The sequence below is a fragment of the Haloterrigena salifodinae genome, assembly GCF_003977755.1.
Taxonomy (GTDB): domain Archaea; phylum Halobacteriota; class Halobacteria; order Halobacteriales; family Natrialbaceae; genus Haloterrigena; species Haloterrigena salifodinae.
In genome coordinates, this window is the sequence record NZ_RQWN01000001.1 from 627532 (window position 1) to 646900 (window position 19369).

15 protein-coding genes and 1 tRNA gene are annotated in these 19369 nt (G+C 67.3%); 7 read left to right on the top strand and 9 right to left on the bottom strand.

Going from position 1 to position 19369, the window contains the following annotated elements; translation table 11 throughout:
- The first annotated feature begins 52 nt into the window (after nt 1-52).
- Both EH209_RS03210 and EH209_RS03215 read left to right on the top strand, forming a co-directional pair.
- Nucleotides 53-676: a hypothetical protein gene (locus tag EH209_RS03210; RefSeq protein ID WP_126661515.1), complete on the top strand. Its 624-nt coding sequence runs from the start codon at nt 53-55 to the stop codon at nt 674-676.
- Nucleotides 677-832: 156 nt separating this feature from the next.
- Nucleotides 833-1111, top strand: a complete 279-nt coding sequence (locus EH209_RS03215; RefSeq protein ID WP_126661516.1) for a hypothetical protein — start codon at nt 833-835, stop codon at nt 1109-1111.
- A 281-nt stretch (nt 1112-1392) separates the two neighbouring features.
- Here EH209_RS03215 and EH209_RS03220 read toward each other — a convergent pair whose 3' ends face one another.
- Nucleotides 1393-2271, bottom strand: coding sequence for a bZIP transcription factor (locus tag EH209_RS03220; RefSeq protein ID WP_126661517.1), 879 nt, complete (start codon nt 2269-2271; stop codon nt 1393-1395).
- 369 nt (nt 2272-2640) lie between these two features.
- Here EH209_RS03220 and EH209_RS03225 point away from each other — a divergent pair, with 369 nt between their 5' ends.
- The 3 genes from EH209_RS03225 (at nt 2641) to EH209_RS03235 (ending at nt 7948) form a co-directional block, all read left to right on the top strand.
- Nucleotides 2641-3717 (top strand): DUF1616 domain-containing protein, encoded by a 1077-nt coding sequence (locus EH209_RS03225; RefSeq protein WP_126661518.1) that lies wholly within the window; start codon nt 2641-2643, stop codon nt 3715-3717.
- A 271-nt stretch (nt 3718-3988) separates the two neighbouring features.
- Entirely contained in the window at nt 3989-5920 is a 1932-nt protein-coding gene (locus tag EH209_RS03230; RefSeq protein WP_126661519.1) for a sensor histidine kinase, read from the top strand.
- 105 nt (nt 5921-6025) lie between these two features.
- Complete coding sequence (locus tag EH209_RS03235) at nt 6026-7948, top strand: cellulase family glycosylhydrolase (protein WP_126661520.1); 1923 nt, start codon at nt 6026-6028, stop codon at nt 7946-7948.
- Between the two features lie 96 nt (nt 7949-8044).
- Here EH209_RS03235 and EH209_RS03240 read toward each other — a convergent pair whose 3' ends face one another.
- From EH209_RS03240 to EH209_RS03250, 3 genes are all read right to left on the bottom strand, one after another.
- Entirely contained in the window at nt 8045-9034 is a 990-nt protein-coding gene (locus EH209_RS03240) for an LEA type 2 family protein (RefSeq protein WP_126661521.1), read from the bottom strand.
- 604 nt (nt 9035-9638) lie between these two features.
- Nucleotides 9639-9713 (bottom strand) — tRNA-Glu (locus tag EH209_RS03245).
- Between the two features lie 164 nt (nt 9714-9877).
- The gene (locus EH209_RS03250) at nt 9878-11110 is read right to left on the bottom strand and encodes a helix-turn-helix transcriptional regulator (protein ID WP_126661522.1); all 1233 of its coding nucleotides are present in this window, start codon (nt 11108-11110) and stop codon (nt 9878-9880) included.
- Nucleotides 11111-11321: 211 nt separating this feature from the next.
- Here EH209_RS03250 and EH209_RS03255 point away from each other — a divergent pair, with 211 nt between their 5' ends.
- Nucleotides 11322-11900 carry an MBL fold metallo-hydrolase gene (locus EH209_RS03255; RefSeq protein ID WP_126661523.1) on the top strand — a complete coding sequence of 193 codons (579 nt, stop codon included), beginning with the start codon at nt 11322-11324 and terminating at the stop codon, nt 11898-11900.
- Here EH209_RS03255 and EH209_RS03260 read toward each other — a convergent pair whose 3' ends face one another.
- The 5 genes from EH209_RS03260 to EH209_RS03280 all read right to left on the bottom strand — a co-directional run bounded on the left by EH209_RS03260 (nt 11901) and on the right by EH209_RS03280 (nt 17369).
- Complete coding sequence (locus EH209_RS03260) at nt 11901-13082, bottom strand: ABC transporter ATP-binding protein (protein ID WP_126661524.1); 1182 nt, start codon at nt 13080-13082, stop codon at nt 11901-11903.
- Nucleotides 13079-14983 carry an ABC transporter permease gene (locus tag EH209_RS03265; RefSeq protein ID WP_126661525.1) on the bottom strand — a complete coding sequence of 635 codons (1905 nt, stop codon included), beginning with the start codon at nt 14981-14983 and terminating at the stop codon, nt 13079-13081. Before EH209_RS03265 ends, EH209_RS03260 begins: the two co-directional genes overlap by 4 nt.
- Nucleotides 14984-14998: 15 nt before the next feature.
- Nucleotides 14999-16081: a thiamine ABC transporter substrate-binding protein gene (locus EH209_RS03270; RefSeq protein ID WP_126661526.1), complete on the bottom strand. Its 1083-nt coding sequence runs from the start codon at nt 16079-16081 to the stop codon at nt 14999-15001.
- Nucleotides 16082-16269: 188 nt separating this feature from the next.
- On the bottom strand, nt 16270-17106 hold the full coding sequence (locus EH209_RS03275; protein WP_126661527.1) for an ATPase: 837 nt from the start codon (nt 17104-17106) through the stop codon (nt 16270-16272).
- Nucleotides 17103-17369, bottom strand: a complete 267-nt coding sequence (locus EH209_RS03280) for a DUF5827 family protein (RefSeq protein ID WP_126661528.1) — start codon at nt 17367-17369, stop codon at nt 17103-17105. Before EH209_RS03280 ends, EH209_RS03275 begins: the two co-directional genes overlap by 4 nt.
- A gap of 245 nt (nt 17370-17614) precedes the next feature.
- On the opposite strand from EH209_RS03280, the gene EH209_RS03285 reads away from it, so the two are divergent.
- Nucleotides 17615-19363, top strand: coding sequence for a histidine kinase N-terminal 7TM domain-containing protein (locus EH209_RS03285; protein ID WP_126661529.1), 1749 nt, complete (start codon nt 17615-17617; stop codon nt 19361-19363).
- Nucleotides 19364-19369: the final 6 nt, after the last annotated feature.

Consider the following 19369-nt stretch of genomic DNA (forward strand, 5'->3'; position numbering starts at 1 on the left):
GGTTCGAACGATCACCCACCGATATGTACGCGAATCGCATCAGCTGACCGTGATGTCACTCGTCAGTAAGGCAAAGCACACCACGCAGGATCTCACCAGCAAAGCGAAGAACGCGAAACTCGATCTGGCCGCCTACAAGTTTGCTGGCGAGTTTCCCGAGGAGTCGTACGCGTCGATCGACACCGAGCGAGCCGTCGTCGACGACAGGGCGTCCGTGCGTCGGTTCTTCGGCGACGACCCCACGTGGCGGGATCGGTACTTCGAGTACCTCGAGGACGGCCACGTCGGGATGGTCCTCCACGACGACGGCGAGGTGATGAGCTACGGCTGGACCCTGACGCCGGAGTCGGTGCGGGCTCCCAGGGCGCTCCCGGATACGATCGTTGAGGAGGACTGCTACTGGCTGTTCGACGCCGGGACGGAACCGGAGTACCGCGGCAACGGGCTGTTCAAGGAGATCAACCGCGCGCGAACCGAGTGGATCCTCGAGCGGGATCCCGACGCGACGATCTACACCGATACCGGCGTCGACAACGTCGCCCGCTACGGCATCGAATCCTCGCAGTTCGAACCGCACGGCACGATCTCGCTTGTCAGATTCGAGCTCCCGGGAACCCCGCTCTTGAAGTGGAGCCGGTGGGATCGGGACGCCGAGCATCCGCCGAAACCGGAGTGACGGATCGGCGACGGACGACGGTCACTCGAGTCTCGCACCGGACCTGTTCGATCGCCACCACTAATGCACGATCGACGGGTACGGGCCGATTACCGCCCGTTCGTACGGTGGACGACCGACTGGTTTTATGTCACGGTCCGGAATAGTGCGGCGGCGATGCCTACGCCACGTCGTCTCCGATTCGTTCAGACGCAGGTCGCGCTGCTCCTGGGATTGCTCCTGGCGCTGGCCGTGATCGGCTCCTTCTCGCCGGGACTGTTCGTCCTGCTTGGTGTCATCGGCTTCGTCACGGCCATCGAACTCCTGACGCCAGCCGAGGTCCGCCCGCGGTGGTATGGGCGCGTCGAAGTGCTCGTCACGCTGGCACTGGTCACCGCCGCGGCCGTCGCCGGCGTCCGCACCGTCCAGTTGTTCGAACCGGGCCTGCTTCCGTAGCGCGGCCGTCCGTCGCCGTCGGCGAGTGAACCTCGTCTGGACGGTCGGACGCTACACTCCTCATAGCGACACCGTCCTCCGAGCACTAACATCGATATCCCGCACTCAGTAGAGCGCACAACGCTCGGACTCCGTACCGGCCAAAACACCCGCCGAGCGACAACTCGCGTCTCGCTGACGCGCCGATTCCCTCAGAAGGAGTACTGGTCACCCGCTCGAGTCAGTCCCGTCAGAACGGTCGACGCCGCTTCGCGACTCGAGTCCGTCCCCCCGTCGCCCGCTCAGTCCGCGCCGGTCTCCGCGTCCCACTCGCAGCGGACGAGCCACTCCCCGCGGTCGGTGTCGTCGGTGACCTCGAGTCGGACCGGCCGCTCGAGGACCTCGGCCAGCCCCACTGCGAACGTCGAGGCGACGGGGTGGTCGAACCGGTCGACGGCGCCGAACGCGCTGCCGGAGACGGCAATTTCGGCCCGGCCTCGATCGATGTCGACGGCCGGCTCGGCCGCAGTCGCGAACTCGAACCGGCCCTCGAGGGCGTCGCTCAGTTGCTCGACCGTCGCGGCCGGCGTCTCGGTCGCGTCAGGGCCGGTTCCCGCGACTTCCCGAACGAACTCAGTGCCGATCGGCTCGAGAACGAGGCCGCCCTCGCCGAAGCCGACGCTCGCGCCGCCCTCGACCGGCCGCGGCGCGTCGTCCGACTCGGCCGGAACGAACAGGCGGACGCGGTCGTCGTCGGTCGGGAGGTACCACCGGTCCGTCTCGAGACCGCGACGCGCGAGTATCGACTCGTAGTTGGCGGCACAGGTCGCGTAGATTCGCTCGGCGTCGTCGCTTTCGACGAACCGGCTTCCCGTCACGGAACGGGTCAGCAGCCCGGCGAACAGTCCGACGCCGGCGAGCGCGTACAGCACCTCCTGTCCGCTCGGGAGGACGAACGCGGCCGCGAAGCTCAGGACGCCGAGGCCGACGAATCCGAGGGCGGTGAGCCGGAGCCGGTGTCGACGGACGTTGCTGACTCCGTCCCGGAGCCGTTCGTTTTGGGATCGCAGTCGCTCGACCCGGTGCTCGAGTTCGACGCGGTCGCCCTGCGTCGGGCCGCGAGTTCGGTCGGTGTCGGCGATGCTCGCATCGACGTTTTCATCGGGGTTGTCAGTCCTCATGGGTGGATTCCTATGGCGGTCGACCGCCGCGGACGGCCGCCGGCGCGCCGCGTCGGTCCCGCGAGCGACGCCGAGAGAGACGGCTCGCTCCCGGTGGGCGGAGAGACGCCCGTAGCCGACGCGAACGGCGCATTCCTTGGGTACTAATGACGATCCCGGTGAAAGTAATGCCCTCTCTATACTCTATCGAAGCCGGAACCCGCGGGAGACGCCGTCGAGCGTCGCGGTTTTCGACCCGGCCAATCGTTCGCGCGGGCGGCGTAGTCGGATGCTACGCTCGTGACCGTTCAGGTTGCTTAATCACTACTTCCTGACTGTCTCCGCAAGCGACCATCCAATTTACTTACCGGATATCGAACGGGGGGATATATGTCAGATACCACTGCGAACCGGAATCGGTCCGCGCGGACCAAGCGGTGGCTGCCGCCGGATCTCGCGGCGGTCGTCGTGGCGACGTTGCTCGTCATCGTCGCCGCGTTCGCGCCGGTGATCCGCGAGACGCCGCTGCGCGTCCCCCTCGGAATCGTCTTCGTCCTCTTCGTCCCCGGATACGCACTCATCGCGGCGCTGTTTCCCGAACGGAACCGAGTCGCTGTCGCCGGCGCGGACGGCGACGATGCGGACGACGCGACCGGCGGAAGAGGAACCCGCATTCTCGGCGCCGGCACCGGCCTCGACGGCGTCGATCGCCTCTCGCTGTCGGTCCTCGCCAGCGTAATCCTCGTCTCGACGGTCGGCGTCGCGATCCACTACACTCCCTGGCCCATCCAGGCCGGCCCGGTCGTCGCCGTCGTGGCGGTCGCCACGATGCTGTTAGCGTGGATCGCCGCCCGTCGTCGGCGAGCGCTCGCTCCGTCGGTCGCGTTCGCCGTTCCGGTCGAGCGCTGGCGATCGATGGTTCGGGGTGCCGTCCGCGATCCCGACAGCCGCGCCGACGTCGTGCTGACCGGTCTCCTCGTTCTCGCCGTCGGGATCGCGCTGGCGAGCGTCGGCTTCGCCGCCGTCGGCCCCGGATTCGGCGGCGCCGACGAGGCCGAGGGCCACTCGGCTCTGTTCCTCGAGCAGGACGGCGACCTTCTGACCAACGAATCGGCCGCCTTCGAGGCCGACAACGCGACTAACGTCACCGTCGGCGTCGAGAACAAGGAAGGGCAGGCGGTCGACTACACCGTCGTCGCCATCGCACAGCAACTCGAGGACGACGGCGAGAGCGTCTCCGTTGCGAACGAAACCGAACTCGATCGCCGCGGGGTCGAGGTCGACGACGGCGAAACCCGGCGCCTCGAGTACGAACTCGAGTCCGCGGCGGTCACCGACGCCGCAGACGACGCGCGGGTTGTCTGGTTGCTCTACTCGGGCGAAGTGCCCGACGACCCGTCGACGGAAACCGCCGAGGCGTACGTGACGCTGTCGCCGTCGGACGGCCCGGACGGGACAGACAGCTGAGCGCCGCGGCCCGATTTAGCCGACTGCACGGCACAGTAGCGACCGACCGCGGATCGGTCCGGCCGCCGATCGAGGTCGGTCGCGCTCTCCGGCCATCGACGTACCGCTACTCATCCCAACCTCTTTTCGAACGGCCTGACAGCCGTTCCGCTCGCGGTAGCGCGGAATCGATTCGAGGTATCGGTGAGTTCCTAACTGACCTGACAGCGGAACAGAACGTCGTCACCCCTCCGGCAACAATAATCAAGAGGCCGTACTTACAAGCGAGACTATGACAGAGTCGGGTCCACCGGAGGGGGAACGCGAGGAGGGCCCGGAGCGGTCGCTCGTCTCGCGAGTCGCGCGCTCGGTCGTTCCCGGCGTCGTCCGCCGCAGCTACGCGCTGAAACTCGCGCTTGCGCTCTTCGTCGTCGTCCTGCTGATCGCCGGCATCGGCGTGGTCAGTTACGTCCAGATTCAGGGGATCATCGAAGCGGACGCGGAGGATACCCTCCGATCGACCGCGACGGTCCAGTCAGACGCCGTCGGCGAGTGGATCGACGGGATCGAGAGCCAGACACGCGGGATCGCGACGTCGGACGTCTACGGCACTCGAGACCGGGAGGCGATCCGAGACCACCTGCGTGACTCGCAGGCGCTGGCCGGCGAGGACGTCGTGGGCGCCCACTACGTGGATCCGGAGAGCGACGAGATCGTCGCGAGTACCGACCCGGAGTACGAGGGGGAATCGGTCGCGACGACGGTCCCGGCCTGGAACGACCCGATCGAGCGGGTGACCGCCGACTCGGGCGACGGCGACCCGATCGCGTCGTCCGATCGCGCCTACGAACGCAACGGCCGCCTGCTGATGGCGTTCGCCCGTCCGGTTCGCGTCGGCGACGGCGTCCTCGTCGTCGTCGCCGACGTCCGGCAGGGCTTCGAACAGCTCTACCGGTCGGAGACAATCACGACGACGCGGGTCCTGACCGCCGACGGCCGCGAGGTGACCGCCCCGCGCCAGTCCCGGCCGGCGCCTCTCTCGGACTCGTCGGCGTTCGACGGCGCTCGCGACGGGAAGACGGCGATTCACGACCGCGAGTCCGACGTGTTCGCGTTCGCTCCCGTCGACGGCACCGACTGGATCGTCGTCGCCGAGGCCCCCAAGGCGCAGCTCTATCAGGCCGGCGAGACCGTCGGCCGGAACGTCGCCGTTCTGATCGTCACCTCGCTCGCCGCCCTCGCCGTCGTCGGACTCGTGCTCGGCCGCGGGACCGTCCTCCCGCTGATCCGACTGCGCGAGCGGACCCGGGCGCTCGAGGACGGCGAGTTCGACGTCGATCTTCGAACTGACCGCGAAGACGAGATCGGGCGACTGTTCACCTCCTTCGCGGCGATGCGAGACACGCTCCGAACACAGATCCGGGAGACCGAAGCGGCGCGAGAGCGGGCCGAACGCTCCAGTCAGAAACTCGCGCGCCAGAACGAACGCCTCGACCAGTTCGCGAGTACAGTCAGCCACGACCTTCGCAACCCGCTGAACGTCGCGGACGGCTACCGGGATCTCCTCGAGTCGAAACTCGCCGACGCCGAGTCCGAGGACGTCGACCTCGAGGAACTCCGGGAGTACGCGACGCGGATCGACGAATCTCACGAGCGTATGGAGACGATCATCGACGACGTGCTGGCGCTCGCCCGGGAGGAGAACACCATCGATGACACCGTCTCGGTCGACCTCGAGTCCGTCGCCGCCGACGCCTGGGCGAACGTCGACCACGAGGATTCGACGGTATCGGTGGTCGGCAGCCGGACGTTCGAGGCCGATCGGGAGCGGCTCCTGCGCGTGTTCGAGAACCTCTTCCGGAACAGTATCGAACACGGTTCGACAAGCCCTCCTTCGCACGCTCAGGAGGACGCCGTGGAGCATGGCTCCACGAGTTCCATCCCCAACCCCGAACAAAACCCCGTCCAGCAGGACGGTTCGAGCGTCAGCATCGAGGTCGGCCCCGCGGAAACGGGCTTCTACGTCGCCGACGACGGCCCCGGGATCCCGACGGACGCCGTCGACGATGTCTTCGAGTACGGGGCGACGACGGCCGAGGACGGAACCGGGTTCGGGCTGGCGATCGTCGAGAGCATCGTCTCGGCGCACGACTGGACGATCGCCGTCGACGAGAGCTACGACGACGGGGCGAAGTTTGTCGTCTCGGACGTCGGCGGCGAGTGAGCGCGGGTCCTCGAGAACGACGGCGTCGGGCGGCGGGTTCGCAACCGACCCTCGGTTCGGCGACAGGCCATCACTGTTATCAGCATTACCGAGAGTTCATCGGTAATGCATCGCCGACGGTATCTGGCGTCGCTCTCGGCTAGTTCGGTGGCTGCGTTCGCCGGCTGCTCGAGCCAGCGAACCGACGGTCCGGTGACGGCCGGACCGCCGCGACTCACCGTCGAAGGGCGATGGGTGACCGATCCGGACGACAACCCGGTCGTCCTCCGCGGAGTGAGCCTCGACGATCCGGTGTGGAGCCTCGAACACGCTGAGGTGCGGGAGAAAGAGTACTGGGATGCCTTCCGGCTCGCGACCGACGACAACGCCGGGTGGCACGCGCGGGTACTCCGGCTTCCGATAACGCCGCGTTCGATCAGCGATGCCGGCATGGACGCCGTCGTCGACGCCCTCGATCGGGCGGTCGAACTCGCGGCCGAGCGAGGCGTCTACCTGCTGGTCGACTACCACGCGAGCGAACGCTACGACACGTCGTCGATCGATCGGCGACTGCGCTCGTTCTGGGACCGCGTCGCCCCGCGGTACGCCGACGACACCCACGTCCTCTACGAACTGTTCGGCGCGCCGACCGAGCCGGCGGCCGGCGGCCTCGGGGCCTGGCGGACCTGGCGCGACTGCGCGACGCCGTGGCTGTCCCGCGTCCGCGACCGCGCTCCGGAGACGCCGATCGTCGTCGGGTCGCCGGCGTGGTCGTCGATGACGGCCTACGCCGCCGAGGAACCGTTCGATCACGACGGACTGCTATACTCGGCGCACGTCTACCCGTCGTGGGACCCTCGTTCCTGGGAGGCGGCCTTCGGAACGCCCGCCTTCGACGTCCCGGTGTTCCTGACCGAGTGGGGGTACACCGCCGCCGCCGAGACAGCGGGGGCGGACGCCCACCTGATCGGGAGCACGGCGGAGTGGGGCGAGCCGTTCCGCGAGTGGGTCGACGCCCACGAGAACATCCACTGGTGTGCGGCGACGTTCGGTACTCGCCGACAGCCGGCCATGTTCGACGCAGACTGGACCCTCCCCGACGGCGACGACCACATGGGCGCGCTGGTCAAGGACTGGCTCGCCGACAGACGCGACGACCACCGACCCGGTCGGGAGACGCCGATCCCGTCCGGCGAGGGGTCGCCGCCGGCATCTCCGGAATCGGTCAGGATCGAGGAAATCCACGAGACGAGGGCGACCGTGCGATGGGAACGGCCGCCGGATCCGGACGGTGACGACGTCCTCCAGTACCGGGTGATCGTCGACGACCGCGAGCCGTCGACCCTGCGGGGCGTCGAACAAGCGACGGAGCTCTCGAACCTCGATCCGGATCAGGAATACGAGGTGCGCGTGACGGCCGTCGACGAGCGCGGCCTCGAGTCGGACCCCGCGTTCGTCCGGTTCAGTACGCTCGATCGCACCCGTCCGGCGGCAGTCATCCCCAGAACCGCTTCGGATCCGGTCGGCGACGAGGACAGTGCGTGGTCCGCCGCCGAACCACATGCAGCCGATATGCTCCTCTGGACTGATCGCCCGCTCGAGAACACGATCACGTGGCGGGCGCTGTGGGACGAAACCGCGCTGTACGTGCGCATCGATCTCACCGATATCGAGGACTGGCAGGATACCTTCGCGGAGGTTTATCTCGACCTCGACAACAGCCGCGAGGAGACGTACGACGGAGAGAACGATCTCGATATGATCGTTCCTCGAGGCGGGCGGATCATCTGGCAGAGCGCGAACACGGCGCCGATAAGCGACGGTTCTTCGGTTACGACGACCGAGACCGACGGCGGATGGCGGGCAGAGTTTACGATTCCGTGGCGGGAATACGGCGTGCGGCCGATCGTCGGTCATCGCTTCGGAATGGACATCCACACCGTCGTCGAGGAAGGCGGCGAGCGGATCGCGAAGTTCGGCTGGTTCGACGAAACCGACGAGGCGTGGGAGGACCCGCGGAAGTTCGCGACCGTCGAACTCGGCGAGTGATGCCATCGCGGCTCGCAGCTGGAAGAGACGCAGTTACTCCGGACCGGCCACGTTCGCACGATACCGTTACGACTGCGCAACTGATCGTCTCGAGCACTAATTCGGCCGTTGAACCCGTTCTCGCTGGTCATCCCGATCGCTCGCGGACTCGGTCTCGTCCGCATCTGCCGATCCGATCAGATCCGTCCGGAACGTGCGGTCGTACGAGAGGAACTCCAGCGGGATCGTCCGCTGGACTCCGGCATACTCGAGAGTCGCATTAAATTCGACCGACAGGGTCGACGTTTCGTCGTTCCGGAGATGCGTGACCCACCAGTCGTCTAGCTCCGTGTTATCGATGGCCGCCCTGGCGTCGATCGTTCGTGTACTGTCGGCCGGGATAAGGGTCCGCTCGGCCGCGACGCCCTCTCCGACGACGATTCCGTTCAGCCGTACCGTGTAGCCGATCTCTGTGATTGGGACCGGCAGCCCGGTCGGGTTGGTCACCGTCGCCGACGCGTTGATCGGAGTTCGGTTCTCGGTCGCGGTGCCCCACTCGGCGTCCGTTTCGTCGACGACCAACACCGTCCGATCGTACGCCCGGAACCGTCGGGTCTGATTCGTCTGGAGCGGCTCGAGCAGGTCCGTCCGAACGGTCCGTTCCTGCGCCACTCCGTCCGCGGGGAGCCGGATACCGCCGTAGGTGGTGACCACGTCGGGTTCGACGCGAACCGTCGTCGTCTCGTTTCGGTTGACGTGGGACGCCCACCACGCCGGGATTTCGTCGTTATCGATCCACGTCGAGACGGTAACGGCGCGTCCCGTCTCGTCGAATCGGACGCGGTTTTCCCGCTCCGACGCGAGCACGATGTCGTTCGCCGAGACGGTGTACGAGACGTCCGCCGCGGCGTCGCCGGCGCGGAGTACCAACGGCTCGTCGACACCGATCCGGGTTTCGACTTCGGTCCGCTCGTCCGTGATGGTCCCCCACTCGGTCTCGACCGATTCGACCTGTGGCCGGTCGGCCGTGATCACGCCGTACGTCGCGGTCCCGCCGGTCAGGACGATCGCGGCGAGCACCGCCAGCACCGCTCTGCGACGGCTCATCTACCGTCCCTTTCGTCCGACCGGGGTTCTGCTATCGCGTTACACGTTCAGGTCGTTCAAGTCCGCACCGTCAGTGACACGTTCTCAACGCTTCGGAACGCAGGCGAGCGCTGGTCTCCTCCGCCCGCTCGAGTCGTCTCTACTCACGAGACCGCGGCGAACCGAACCAGCTGCTCCGCGACCGAATCTCGGATACCAAATATTATTGGATATACGATTATTCCGATCGGTCTCCTTTGTTGTCCTAGGGCAGGGACCCACCCCCATCATCGCAGTGTCAGAGGCAGTTTTCCTGCCCTACGGCGACATCCCCCCCTTCCATCCTCCCTTCGAAGCGCAGTCCGGGAGACACGCGACCGCTCCTGTTTCCGTCCAGTCGCTTCGTCGTCCCTGCTCGAGTCGAGCGACTCGTCTAGCTCGATAAGCGACTCGCTTCCGGTGAAAACACAGCGCAACCTCAGGAGGGACACCCTACGCGTCGCTTACTCGAGAACTGTATCGGAGAAGTGCTCCGTCAGGGATTCGAACCACAGTCGCAGCAAAGCTGCTCCCTGATTCGAATCCTGGGTTGCAGTCTTCGCTCACGGAATTGTTCGCGAAGAAGTGCTCCGTCAGGGATTCGAACCCTGGTCATTGCCGTGAGAGGGCAATATGATTGGCCGGACTACACCAACGGAGCGTTCACTGCGTTCTCGCACCGAGCCTCGACGGACATCGTCCCTCTCGGCAACGGAGCGTGTACGTCCTTCGTCTGCATTCAATCGTTACGTCGTACGATGTTTAAGCATTCCGTTTCGATCCGAGAGTGTCCCACCGTCACACGGGTTTGCCTGCTGACAGCAGTCATTCCTCGAAGGGCGATTTGGTCGCTTCGGGTTCGAACCCGTCGAGGCTGATGATGTTCTCGCGACCGACCCGGAGTTTGCTGATCGTGCCGTCCTCTTCCATATCGGAGAGGAGCATGCTGACCTTGGATTTCGACCAGCCCGTCTCCTCGACGATGTTGACCTGCTTCATGCGGCCGCCGTTCTCGCGGATGAGTTTGACGACACGGTCCTCGTCAGTGAGCAGCTCTTCGTCGGTGAGCGGATCGGGCTCCGATTGGGTCTCTTGTACCGACGGCTCGTCGTCGGCATCGCGCTCGGCCACGCCGGCCGTCGCGGCTGCCGCCGCCGGGGCCGACGAGGCAGACGCCTCGGAATCGTCCGGCTCCGCGACTGCGTCCGGCGTCGGGCCGTCGCCGTCGTCGTCGGTCCGTCGGCGGTGATACCAGACGGCGCCGACGATGACGGCCAACGCGAGGAGGCCGGCCGCGGCGAGTTGCCACGTCACGGCGCTCCCTTCGGCGACGCCGTCCCGTACGAACACCGTTCGCGGTTGCCCGTCGAGAAACTGCTGCTCGCCGCTCCAGCGGACCGTGTCCGTGTTCTCGAGCGAGTTTCCGGCGTACTGAGCGTCGGCTTCGGGATCGACGCGATCGAAGGTGAGACCGTCGCCGGCCTCGACCTCGATTACCTGATCATCCGCGATGTAGAGGTCTTCGAAGACGTCGCCGACGGTAACGGTCCCGTCGTCGACGCGGGCGAACCCTTCCCAGGTGAACGACATTTCGACGATGCCGTGCGTTGTGCCCAACTGCTCTTCGACTCTCGCGGAGCGTCGGAAGTTCGTCGCTTCCATCTCGCGGTCGGTCTGCTCGGCGCCGCTGGCCGCCATGGCCTTCGAGGAGTTGACAAACCGCTGGTAGAGATCCGTCTCTTCGGACTCGAACTCCTCGGCGAACTCCTCGAACGCGTCCTGTTCTTCGGACGCGTTCTCGCCCTCGAACCGCCGTTCGTGGCGGATCGTCCACGTCGCGCTCCCGTTCTGGTGGACGGTGATCTCGAACGTCGTCTGATCGAAGTCCTGAGACTGAGCGATCGCGGGCTGTGACTGCGTCTCCGTCGGCGCGGTCGACTGTGCGTACGGCGACGGGTCGCTCGTGGCACCCGTCCCAGCCATCGCCGTCGGGACGCCGAGACCGGCGACACAGAGCACGACGAGAACGACGGCGACGACGGAGACCGGCCGGTTCATTCGTCTACCACTACGTGCCGCAGCTAAAAATCCTTGTGAATACGAGACTCTCGAGGCGACCGGCCGACATTCGAGTCGAGAGCCGATACCGTTCGGCTACAGACCCAAAATCGCACTCTGAGAGGGGATGAATCGGTGACGCACAGCGCTCGAGACCGACGCGTGTCGGGATGTCGATACGTACAAACGGGTCGACGGCGTATCGGCGGCTATGATCGCCAATCTCGCACAGGGCGTCCAGGCGTTTACGAGCAACGTCTTTCTCGTCGACGGCGAGCGGACCGTGTTGGTCGACGCGGGAGCGAACTTCGACGTCGTCGCGGCCGTCCGGGAACGGGTCGACGACCTCGACGCCGTCGTGCTCACGCACACCCACCGGGACCACGTCGGCAATCTCGAGGCGGTGAAAGACGCCTTCGACGTCGACGCGTGGGGGTACGATACCTCGATCGACGGCGTCGACCGCGCAATCGCGGACGAGGAGACGGTCCGCCTGGGCGACCATGAGTACGTCGCGCTCCACACGCCCGGCCACAAGAACGACCACCTCTGCTTTTACGCCGAGCGCCCGGGTGTCCTCTTCGCCGGCGACCTGATCTTCCAGAACGGGAGTTTTGGCCGGACGGATCTCGAGGAGGGCGACCGCGAAACCCTCATCGAAAGCATCGACCGCGTCCGCGCGCGGATCGATCCGGCCCTCGAGGAGATGCACACGGGCCACGGGCCGAGCGTGACGTCAGACCCGTACGATCACGTCGAGCTCTCGGCGCAGATGGCGCGACAGGCCTGATTACCGTCGCTCTTCTGCCGACTGCGTCTCAAGTACGTGCGCGTCCGTCGGCGCGAACCCGACGACGACGTCGCCGTCGATCGTCGCGTCACCACCGTCGTCCGCCCCGTCAGCTCCGTTGTCGCCCATACCGCCGTCAGTCGTCGCGGTCGCCCCGTTCTCGAGGCCGTCGGAGTCCGACGGGAGCTGCATCTCGGTATCGAACTGGAGCACGACCGATCCGGCGCTCCACCGCCCGTACGTCCGGACGTGCTCGCCGCGGAACTCGCTCGTTTCGATCTCGACGGCGAACCGATTGGCGTCGGCGTCTCGAGCGAGCGCGGCCGGTCGGACGCAGAAACTCACGCGTTCCGCGCCGGCCGGGACGCCCGCGATCTCGAACTCGCGGTCGCTTCCGTCGACGGCGACCCGCGCCCGGTCGCCGTCGCGGCCGCGCACGGTCGCGTCGAAGACGTTGTTGTCGCCGACGAACTCGGCGACGAACCGCGTCGACGGCTCGCGGTAGATCTCCCGCGGACGGCCGACCTGCTCGATCCGGCCGTCGCGCAGCACCGCGAGGCGGTCCGAGATCGCTAGCGCCTCAGCCTGGTCGTGGGTGACGTAGACGGTCGTGATCTCGAGTCGCGACTGGATCCGTTTGAGCTGTCGGCGCAGCGACTCCCGGAGCCGCGCGTCGAGCGCGCTCATCGGCTCGTCGAGCAGGAGCAGGTCGGGTTCGGGCGCGAGCGCACGGGCCAGCGCGACCCGCTGGCGCTGGCCGCCCGACAGCTGATCGGGATCGCGATCGCCCATCCCCTCGAGGTCGACCAACTCGAGCAGTTCGCGGACGCGCTCGTCGACGCTCGTCCCTGCAGGCGGCTCCCGGTACCGGAGCCCGTAGCCGACGTTTTCGGCGACGCTCATGTGCGGAAAGAGCGCGTAGCTCTGAAAGACGACGCCGACGTCGCGCTCCTCGGGCGCCGCGTCGGTGACGGCCTCGCCGTCGAAGCGGACGGTTCCGTCGGTCGGCGCCTCGAACCCCGCGATCGCTCTGAGTGTGGTCGTCTTCCCGCAACCCGACGGCCCGACGAGCGTGAAGAACTCGCCGTCACGGACGGTCAAGTCGACGTCCCGTAGCGCGACGGTGCCGTTCCCGTCCGCGCCGTAGCGCTTGGTGACGCCCTCGAGTCGGAGTTCGGTCACAGTTCGTACCTCCCGCCGACGCGATCGATGACGACGAAACTCGCCGCCGTGACGGCCAATAGCAGGGTCCCCATGGCGATCGCGGGCCCGGAGCGACGGCCCAGATAGCGTTCGACGGCGACCGGCATCGTGTAGTGCTCGCTCCCGCTGGCCAAAATCACCGTCGAAGAGAACTCGCCGATCGAGACGGCGAAGGCGAAGGCCGCGCCGGCGACGATCCCGCTGGCGACCAGCGGGAGTTCGACGTCGAGCAGCGCCCGCGTTCGCGAGGCGCCGAGCGCGCGAGCGGACTCGACCATCGCCGGATCGAGGGTCGCGAGCAGCGGCGAGACGTTGCGCGTCACGAACGGGTAGGCGGCGACCGCGTGGGCGGCAACGATGGCGACCGCGCCCGTCACCTGAAGGCGCCAGCCGCCCGGGAGCGGAATACCGAAGACCAGCCCCTGCAGGAGCCCGATCCCGAAGACGACGCCGCTGACCGCCAGCGGGAGCATTGCGAGCGTGTCGACGAGCCGTCCGCTCCTGCCGGCCCGGACCGTCAGTACCGAGATCACGACGCCCATCGGGACCGCGACGGCCAGCGTCGCGAGCCCGAACAGTAGCGAGTTCCGGATCGCGGGGACCGGACGCGTCTGGAAGCTCGCGCCCTCGAGTTGGCGCTCGAGCAGGAACGCGTAGTTCCGGAGCGTGAACCCGGAGCCATCGGTGAAACTCCCGACGACCAGACTCGCCAGCGGGCCGACGAAGAGGACCAGCGCGACGAGGCCGTACCCCAGAACCGCGAGCCGCCGCGGCGAGAGCACCGTCCGCACGTCGGGGAAAAGCGCCTCCCTCGGCGGCGGCGACGGCGCCTGCGAGAACCCGGTCTGTGCTGACTCGTACCTGAGGTAGGCGTAGGTCAGCCCCAGCGAGAGGATCGTCTCGAGGATCGCGAGCGAGGCCGCTTCCCCGTAGGCCAACCGCTGGACCCGGTCGTAGATCCAGACCTCGACGGTCGCCAGTTGGAGGCCGCCGAGCGCGAGCACGATGGGAAAGGTCATGAACGTGAAGATGAAGGTCAGCAGCGCGCCGGTAAGGACCGCCGGGACGAGTTGCGGCACGACGACGTCGCGGAAGGCCCGGCGCGGACTCGCGCCGAGGCTGCGAGCGGTCTCGACGGTTCGGGCGTCGACGGACTCCCAGGCGGAGACGGTCAGGCGGGCGACCAGCGGCGCGTTGTAGAAGGCGTGGGCCAGGATCACGATCGCGAGCGGACTCGTCTCGACGAACGCGAACGGACCCAGGCCGACGGCTCCGAACAGGGTGTTGAGCGTCCCCGTCCGCCCGAACATCGCATAGAAGCCGACGGCGACCATGATTCCAGGCAACACGAACGGCAGGATCGTCAGCGACCGGAGCGTGCGCCGGCCGCGGAACTCGTAGTTCGCGAGGACGGCGGCGGCCGGGAGGCCGATCGCGACGCTTGCGACCGTTGACAGCGCGGCCTGATAGGCCGTGAAACCGAACAGCCCCTTCCGAACCGGCGGCGCGTCGACAGCGAGCCACGGCACCGGCAGGTCGACGCCGGGAACCGGATACGCGAGGGTCGGCGCGATCGACACCGCGGTGAGCCAGCCCGCGAGCGAGCCGAGATGCGCGCCGATCGCGAGCGGGTCGGCGAAGACGTCCGCGAGGACGCCGAAGTAGAACGGATCCGTCAGCACCTCGGCGACGTGGCCGAGCGTCGGCGATCCGTCCTCGAGGAGTGCCTCCACAAAGACGAGCCCGACGGGGAGGTAGAGCACGACGACGAGGACGGCCGCCGTCCCGAGCGCGGCCAGCGGGAGGGCGTGGCGCTCGAGCCACGCGCTGACGGCGCCGGCGGAGAGTCGATCGACGACGGAACGATCTGCGAGAGACACGAATGGGGTGACCCGTTACTGGCCGGCGAACTCCTGGGCCCAGTCCTCGACCCAGCCGTCGAGGTTGCCCCGGAGATCGTCGTAGCCGAACGAGACCATCTCCTCCGGCGTGTGCGCGTACTCGTCGAACTCCTCGTCGAGGTCGACGTGCTCGTCCGCGACGGCCGGGTACTGGACGTTTCGGGTAGCGATCTCGGCCTGGGCTTCACTCGAGAGGACGAAGTCGAAGAAGTCGTAGGCGAGGTCGACGTCGCCGGCGCCCTCGAAGATCGCCATCCCCTCGGGGTTGGCGTAGCCCTGGTCGTCCGGGAAGGCGACCTGGTGGCGCGAGAAGTCGTAGTCGAACCGGTTGGCGTACACCTGGTCGGTCGAGTAGGAGACGACCATCGATCGCTCGCCCTCCATGTACGCGCCCGAGTAGGACTCGCTCCAGCCGTCGAGGACGCGAACCCCGTTGTCCTCGAGTCGCTGCCAGTAGTCGAGGTACCCGTCCTCGCCGAAGGCGTCGATCGTCCACAGCAGGAACGCCTGTCCCGAATCGGCTTTCTGGGCGTTCTGGGCCAGCAGCGTGTTCTCGTATTCGGGTTCGGTCAGATCCTCGAGCGACGCGGGTTCCGCGACCTCGGTTTCGTCGTAAACGAGGCTGATGTAGCCCATGTCGTAGGTGAGCGTGCGGCCGTGGGGATCCCCCAGCGCGAACTCGTCGCGGACGCGGTCGGCGCGCTCGAGTCGATCGCGGTCGAGTTCGCGAAAGAGAGCGCCGTCATCGAGTTGGTCGTCGACGCGCACCAGATCGTCCACGTTCAGCCCCAGGTAGACGTCGGCGTCGATCCCGGCGTCTCGATCGGCGCGCTGGACGTAGTGGTTGATCCCGCCGTCGGGCAGTTGCTTCCACTCGAGTTCGGCGTCGAACTCGTCCTCGAAGCGCTCCTTGAGCCACGGGCCGGCGGAGTCCTCCGTATCGATCATCGACTCGTACGTGACGACGGTGAGCGTTCCGTCGCCCTCCTCGTCGCCGCCGTCGTCCCGCGTCAGACAGCCGGCGACGCCGAGCGCCGATCCGCTTCCGATCGCACCGAGCAACGCGCGTCGTTTCATTACACGGTGGTTCCACTGAGTGGTCTTAATCCCTCTGATCGGCTATTCCGGCAACGGCTGCCGCCTGAACCGTCCTCGAGCGACGTCGCGAGCGGAAAACCAGCTCGAATGAGGTTGACATTTTCGACTCGGACGGTACCAAAGGTCGATCGCCGGCAGCCGAGCGCGACGTTCGCTCCGACCCCTCGTCAGACCGCTCGAGCCGCCTCGAGCAGCGCGTCGTAGGCGTCGGAATACGCGCGAGCGATCCGCGCCGGCGCCGCCCGCTCGTCGCTCCCGAGCGGCGGCAGGCGAATTCGGTCGATCGGATCGAGGTACTCGAGCACGTCGGGGACGCGCTTCTCGAGAGCGCCGTCTTTCGGGCTCGAACTGGCGATCTCGCAGGCCCGGCAGTAGCGGTCACTTGGGTAGATCCGGACGCGGCCGGGTTCGACGGCCGCGACGGCGCTGATCGCCGCGGGATCGAGCGACTGGAGCGGTTGCGCAATATCGCTGTAGGACTCGACGACCGCGACCTCCGTCGATTCGATCTCGGCGGCTAGCCCCTCGAATGCGGGGACGTACCGCCGCTCGGCGATCTCGTTGAATTCCGCGACGGTCTCGACGGCGACGGCGTCCTCGAGCGGGAGCGCCTCGGCGACCGCGTCCGGAATATCCGCGGTCGCGTTGCGCACGAACGTCGGACTGTCGTCGTCGCCCGGGCGGCCGACGCGGTCGACGAGGAACTCGCGATCGGACTTCCCCAGGAGTCCGGTCCCCTCGTCCGGCGTGGGTCGCCAGAGGCGGTGGACGGGGTTGAGCGCTTCCGGGTCGCGGTCGCGTCCCTCCGCGGCCGCGAGGCGCTTCGCGTCCTTGCCGTAGAGGCGGTCGTCAGCCAGCGCCGTCCGGCAGTCGTCGTGGTCGAACCAGTAGTCGTTGCCGGCGCGGGGCTTGTAGCCGACCGCGCCGGTGCGCTCGAGCAGGCCGACCGAGAACGTGGTCTTGCCGGCGTCGACGCGATCGGCACCGACCACGAGGAGGATCATTCTTTCAGGCCGTAGTAGCCGGGTTCATCGTCGGATCGCGGCTCGGCGACCACGAGATCGTCCGCGTTGGTCATCACCCAGGGGATCGCCCAGTCCAGCAGGACGCTCTCGGTACCTTCGTCGATCTCGGCGTCGGCCTCGATCCCCTGCAGGAGGCGGGCGATCTCGTAGACGGTGTACATCTGGTCGTCCTCGAGCAACTCGTCGGGCGTGTAGAAGTCACAGGGCGGGAGACTCTCGAACTCGTCCTTTGGAACGGGCATAGGCGACCGTAGACGCGCGCGCCACAAGACCGCACCGATCCCGGCACTCAGTTTCGGTTCCGGTTCCGAGTACAACTGCCGCTCGATTCGAGTTCACTGGGATCGAGATCGACGACCGGGGCGCGGCCGCCCCGACCGTTGACTGACCGGGTTCGAGTCGCGGTGGTCAACCGCCGCCCGACGCCAGTCCAGCTGCCGATCAAACGGCCAGTGCACTTTACGTACTCGACGCTCGAGTGATGACGATGTCCGCGGCCCCCGGAAGCCCGATCGTACAGGCGATATACGCGATCGCGGCCCTCAACAGTGTCGCCCTCGCCGGCGTGTTGTGGCGCCATCGCGATCGGCCCGGCGCGCGGCCGCTGCTCGGGACCGTCCTCGGGTCAGGACTGTGGACCGTCTGTGGGCTTGCTCTCATGCGGATCGATCCGGGCCCCCTCGCCCTCGCATTCCTTGCACTCCTGTTCCTCGGCGTGGGGGGCGGAACGATGGCGCTGCTCGTCTTCACGCTCGAGTACACCGGTCGAGAGGAACTGATCAGACCGCCGATTCTGGCCGCGCTGTCGATCGAACCGGTGCTGGTCGTCTTCACCGTGATCGCGAATCCGGGAAACCTCTTCTACGCCCTGAGCGACGGAACGGTCGTGTGGGGGCCCGCGTTCTGGATCCACACGGCGTACTCCTACGCCGTCCTCGCCGTCGTGACGGCGCTGATCGTCGAGTTTTTGGTTCGCTCGCGGTCGCTGTATCGCGGGCAGAGCGCGGCGCTGCTCGCCGGCGCGCTCGCGGCCTGGCTCGGGAACGCCGCCTACGTCTTCGGATCGATCGAGGTCGATACGACGCCGATCGGGTTCGCCGCCGCTGGGATCCTGTACGCGGTCGCGATCCTTCGCTACCAACTGGTCGACGTCCTCCCGATCGCTCGCGATCGGGTGCTCGACACCGTCACCGACGCGGTCTTCGTCGTCGACGACGAGGACCGACTGATCGACGCCAATCCCGTCGGTCAGCGCCTGCTCGCGTGCGTCGACGGCTCGCCGATCGGGACCAGCGTCGACTCCCTGCTCGCCGACCGGCCCGCGTTGCGCGAGGAGGTCCGCGCGCTGACCGCGACTCGCGACCCCACGGAACGCGAACTCGCGGTCGGCGACGACTACTACCTCGTGCGAACGACGCCCATCGAGGACGGCCGCGATCGCCACGCCGGCTGGCTGTTCGTCGCTCGCGAGATCACCGACCGGAAACGCCGCGAGGCGCGACTCGAGCGACAAAACGAGCGCTTAGCGGAGTTCGCGAACATCGTTTCTCACGACCTCCGCAATCCGCTGACGGTCGCCGGCGGCCACTTACAACTGGCCCGCGAGGCCGACGATCCGGACTCGCACCTCGACGAGGTCGAGCGGTCCCACGAGCGGATGGAGACGATCATCGAGGACGTCCTCGCGCTCGCCCGCGAGGGACGGGATGTAACGGATGCCGAACCCGTCGACCTCGCGACGCTCGCGGACCGCGCGTGGGCGAGCGTCGATACCGGCGACGCGACTCTCGCGATCGACTCGAGCGCGCCGATACTGGCCGATCTCGACAGGTTGCAGCGACTGCTCGAGAACCTGTTTCGCAATTCCCTCGAGCACGGTGCCGAGCGCGCGGACGGCGCCGGCCTCGAGGTCGCGGTAGGAACGCTCGGCGACGCCCGCGACCGAGCCGGCGCGGGGTTTTACGTCGCGGACGACGGTGTCGGAATCCCGTCGTCCCAGCGTGGTCAGGTCTTCAAGGGCGGCTACACGACCGACGAGGACGGAACCGGGTTCGGACTTGCGATCGTCGCCGAGATCGCGACGGCTCACGACTGGACCAGTGCCGTCGCGGAGAGCGACGCCGGCGGTGCCAGGTTCGAGTTCCGCGGCGTCGAACCAGCCGGCGACGCGACTCCCGCGGACGCCGAGATCGAATCGACCCAGTCACCGCTTAGGTCTGACCCGTCTCAACCCTGAGCCGCT

Bases quoted from the DNA above. Each gene is read 5' to 3' on its own strand.
- EH209_RS03210 (WP_126661515.1), top strand. From the start codon at position 53: ATGTCACTCGTCAGTAAGGCAAAGCACACCACGCAGGATCTCACCAGC.
- EH209_RS03285 (WP_126661529.1), top strand. From the start codon at position 17,615: ATGTCCGCGGCCCCCGGAAGCCCGATCGTACAGGCGATATACGCGATC.
- EH209_RS03235 (WP_126661520.1), top strand. From the start codon at position 6,026: ATGCATCGCCGACGGTATCTGGCGTCGCTCTCGGCTAGTTCGGTGGCT.
- EH209_RS03280 (WP_126661528.1), bottom strand. From the start codon at position 17,369: ATGCCCGTTCCAAAGGACGAGTTCGAGAGTCTCCCGCCCTGTGACTTC.
- EH209_RS03230 (WP_126661519.1), top strand. From the start codon at position 3,989: ATGACAGAGTCGGGTCCACCGGAGGGGGAACGCGAGGAGGGCCCGGAG.
- EH209_RS03225 (WP_126661518.1), top strand. From the start codon at position 2,641: ATGTCAGATACCACTGCGAACCGGAATCGGTCCGCGCGGACCAAGCGG.
- EH209_RS03270 (WP_126661526.1), bottom strand. From the start codon at position 16,081: ATGAAACGACGCGCGTTGCTCGGTGCGATCGGAAGCGGATCGGCGCTC.
- EH209_RS03220 (WP_126661517.1), bottom strand. From the start codon at position 2,271: ATGAGGACTGACAACCCCGATGAAAACGTCGATGCGAGCATCGCCGAC.
- EH209_RS03275 (WP_126661527.1), bottom strand. From the start codon at position 17,106: ATGATCCTCCTCGTGGTCGGTGCCGATCGCGTCGACGCCGGCAAGACC.
- EH209_RS03255 (WP_126661523.1), top strand. From the start codon at position 11,322: ATGATCGCCAATCTCGCACAGGGCGTCCAGGCGTTTACGAGCAACGTC.
- EH209_RS03240 (WP_126661521.1), bottom strand. From the start codon at position 9,034: ATGAGCCGTCGCAGAGCGGTGCTGGCGGTGCTCGCCGCGATCGTCCTG.
- EH209_RS03250 (WP_126661522.1), bottom strand. From the start codon at position 11,110: ATGAACCGGCCGGTCTCCGTCGTCGCCGTCGTTCTCGTCGTGCTCTGT.
- EH209_RS03215 (WP_126661516.1), top strand. From the start codon at position 833: ATGCCTACGCCACGTCGTCTCCGATTCGTTCAGACGCAGGTCGCGCTG.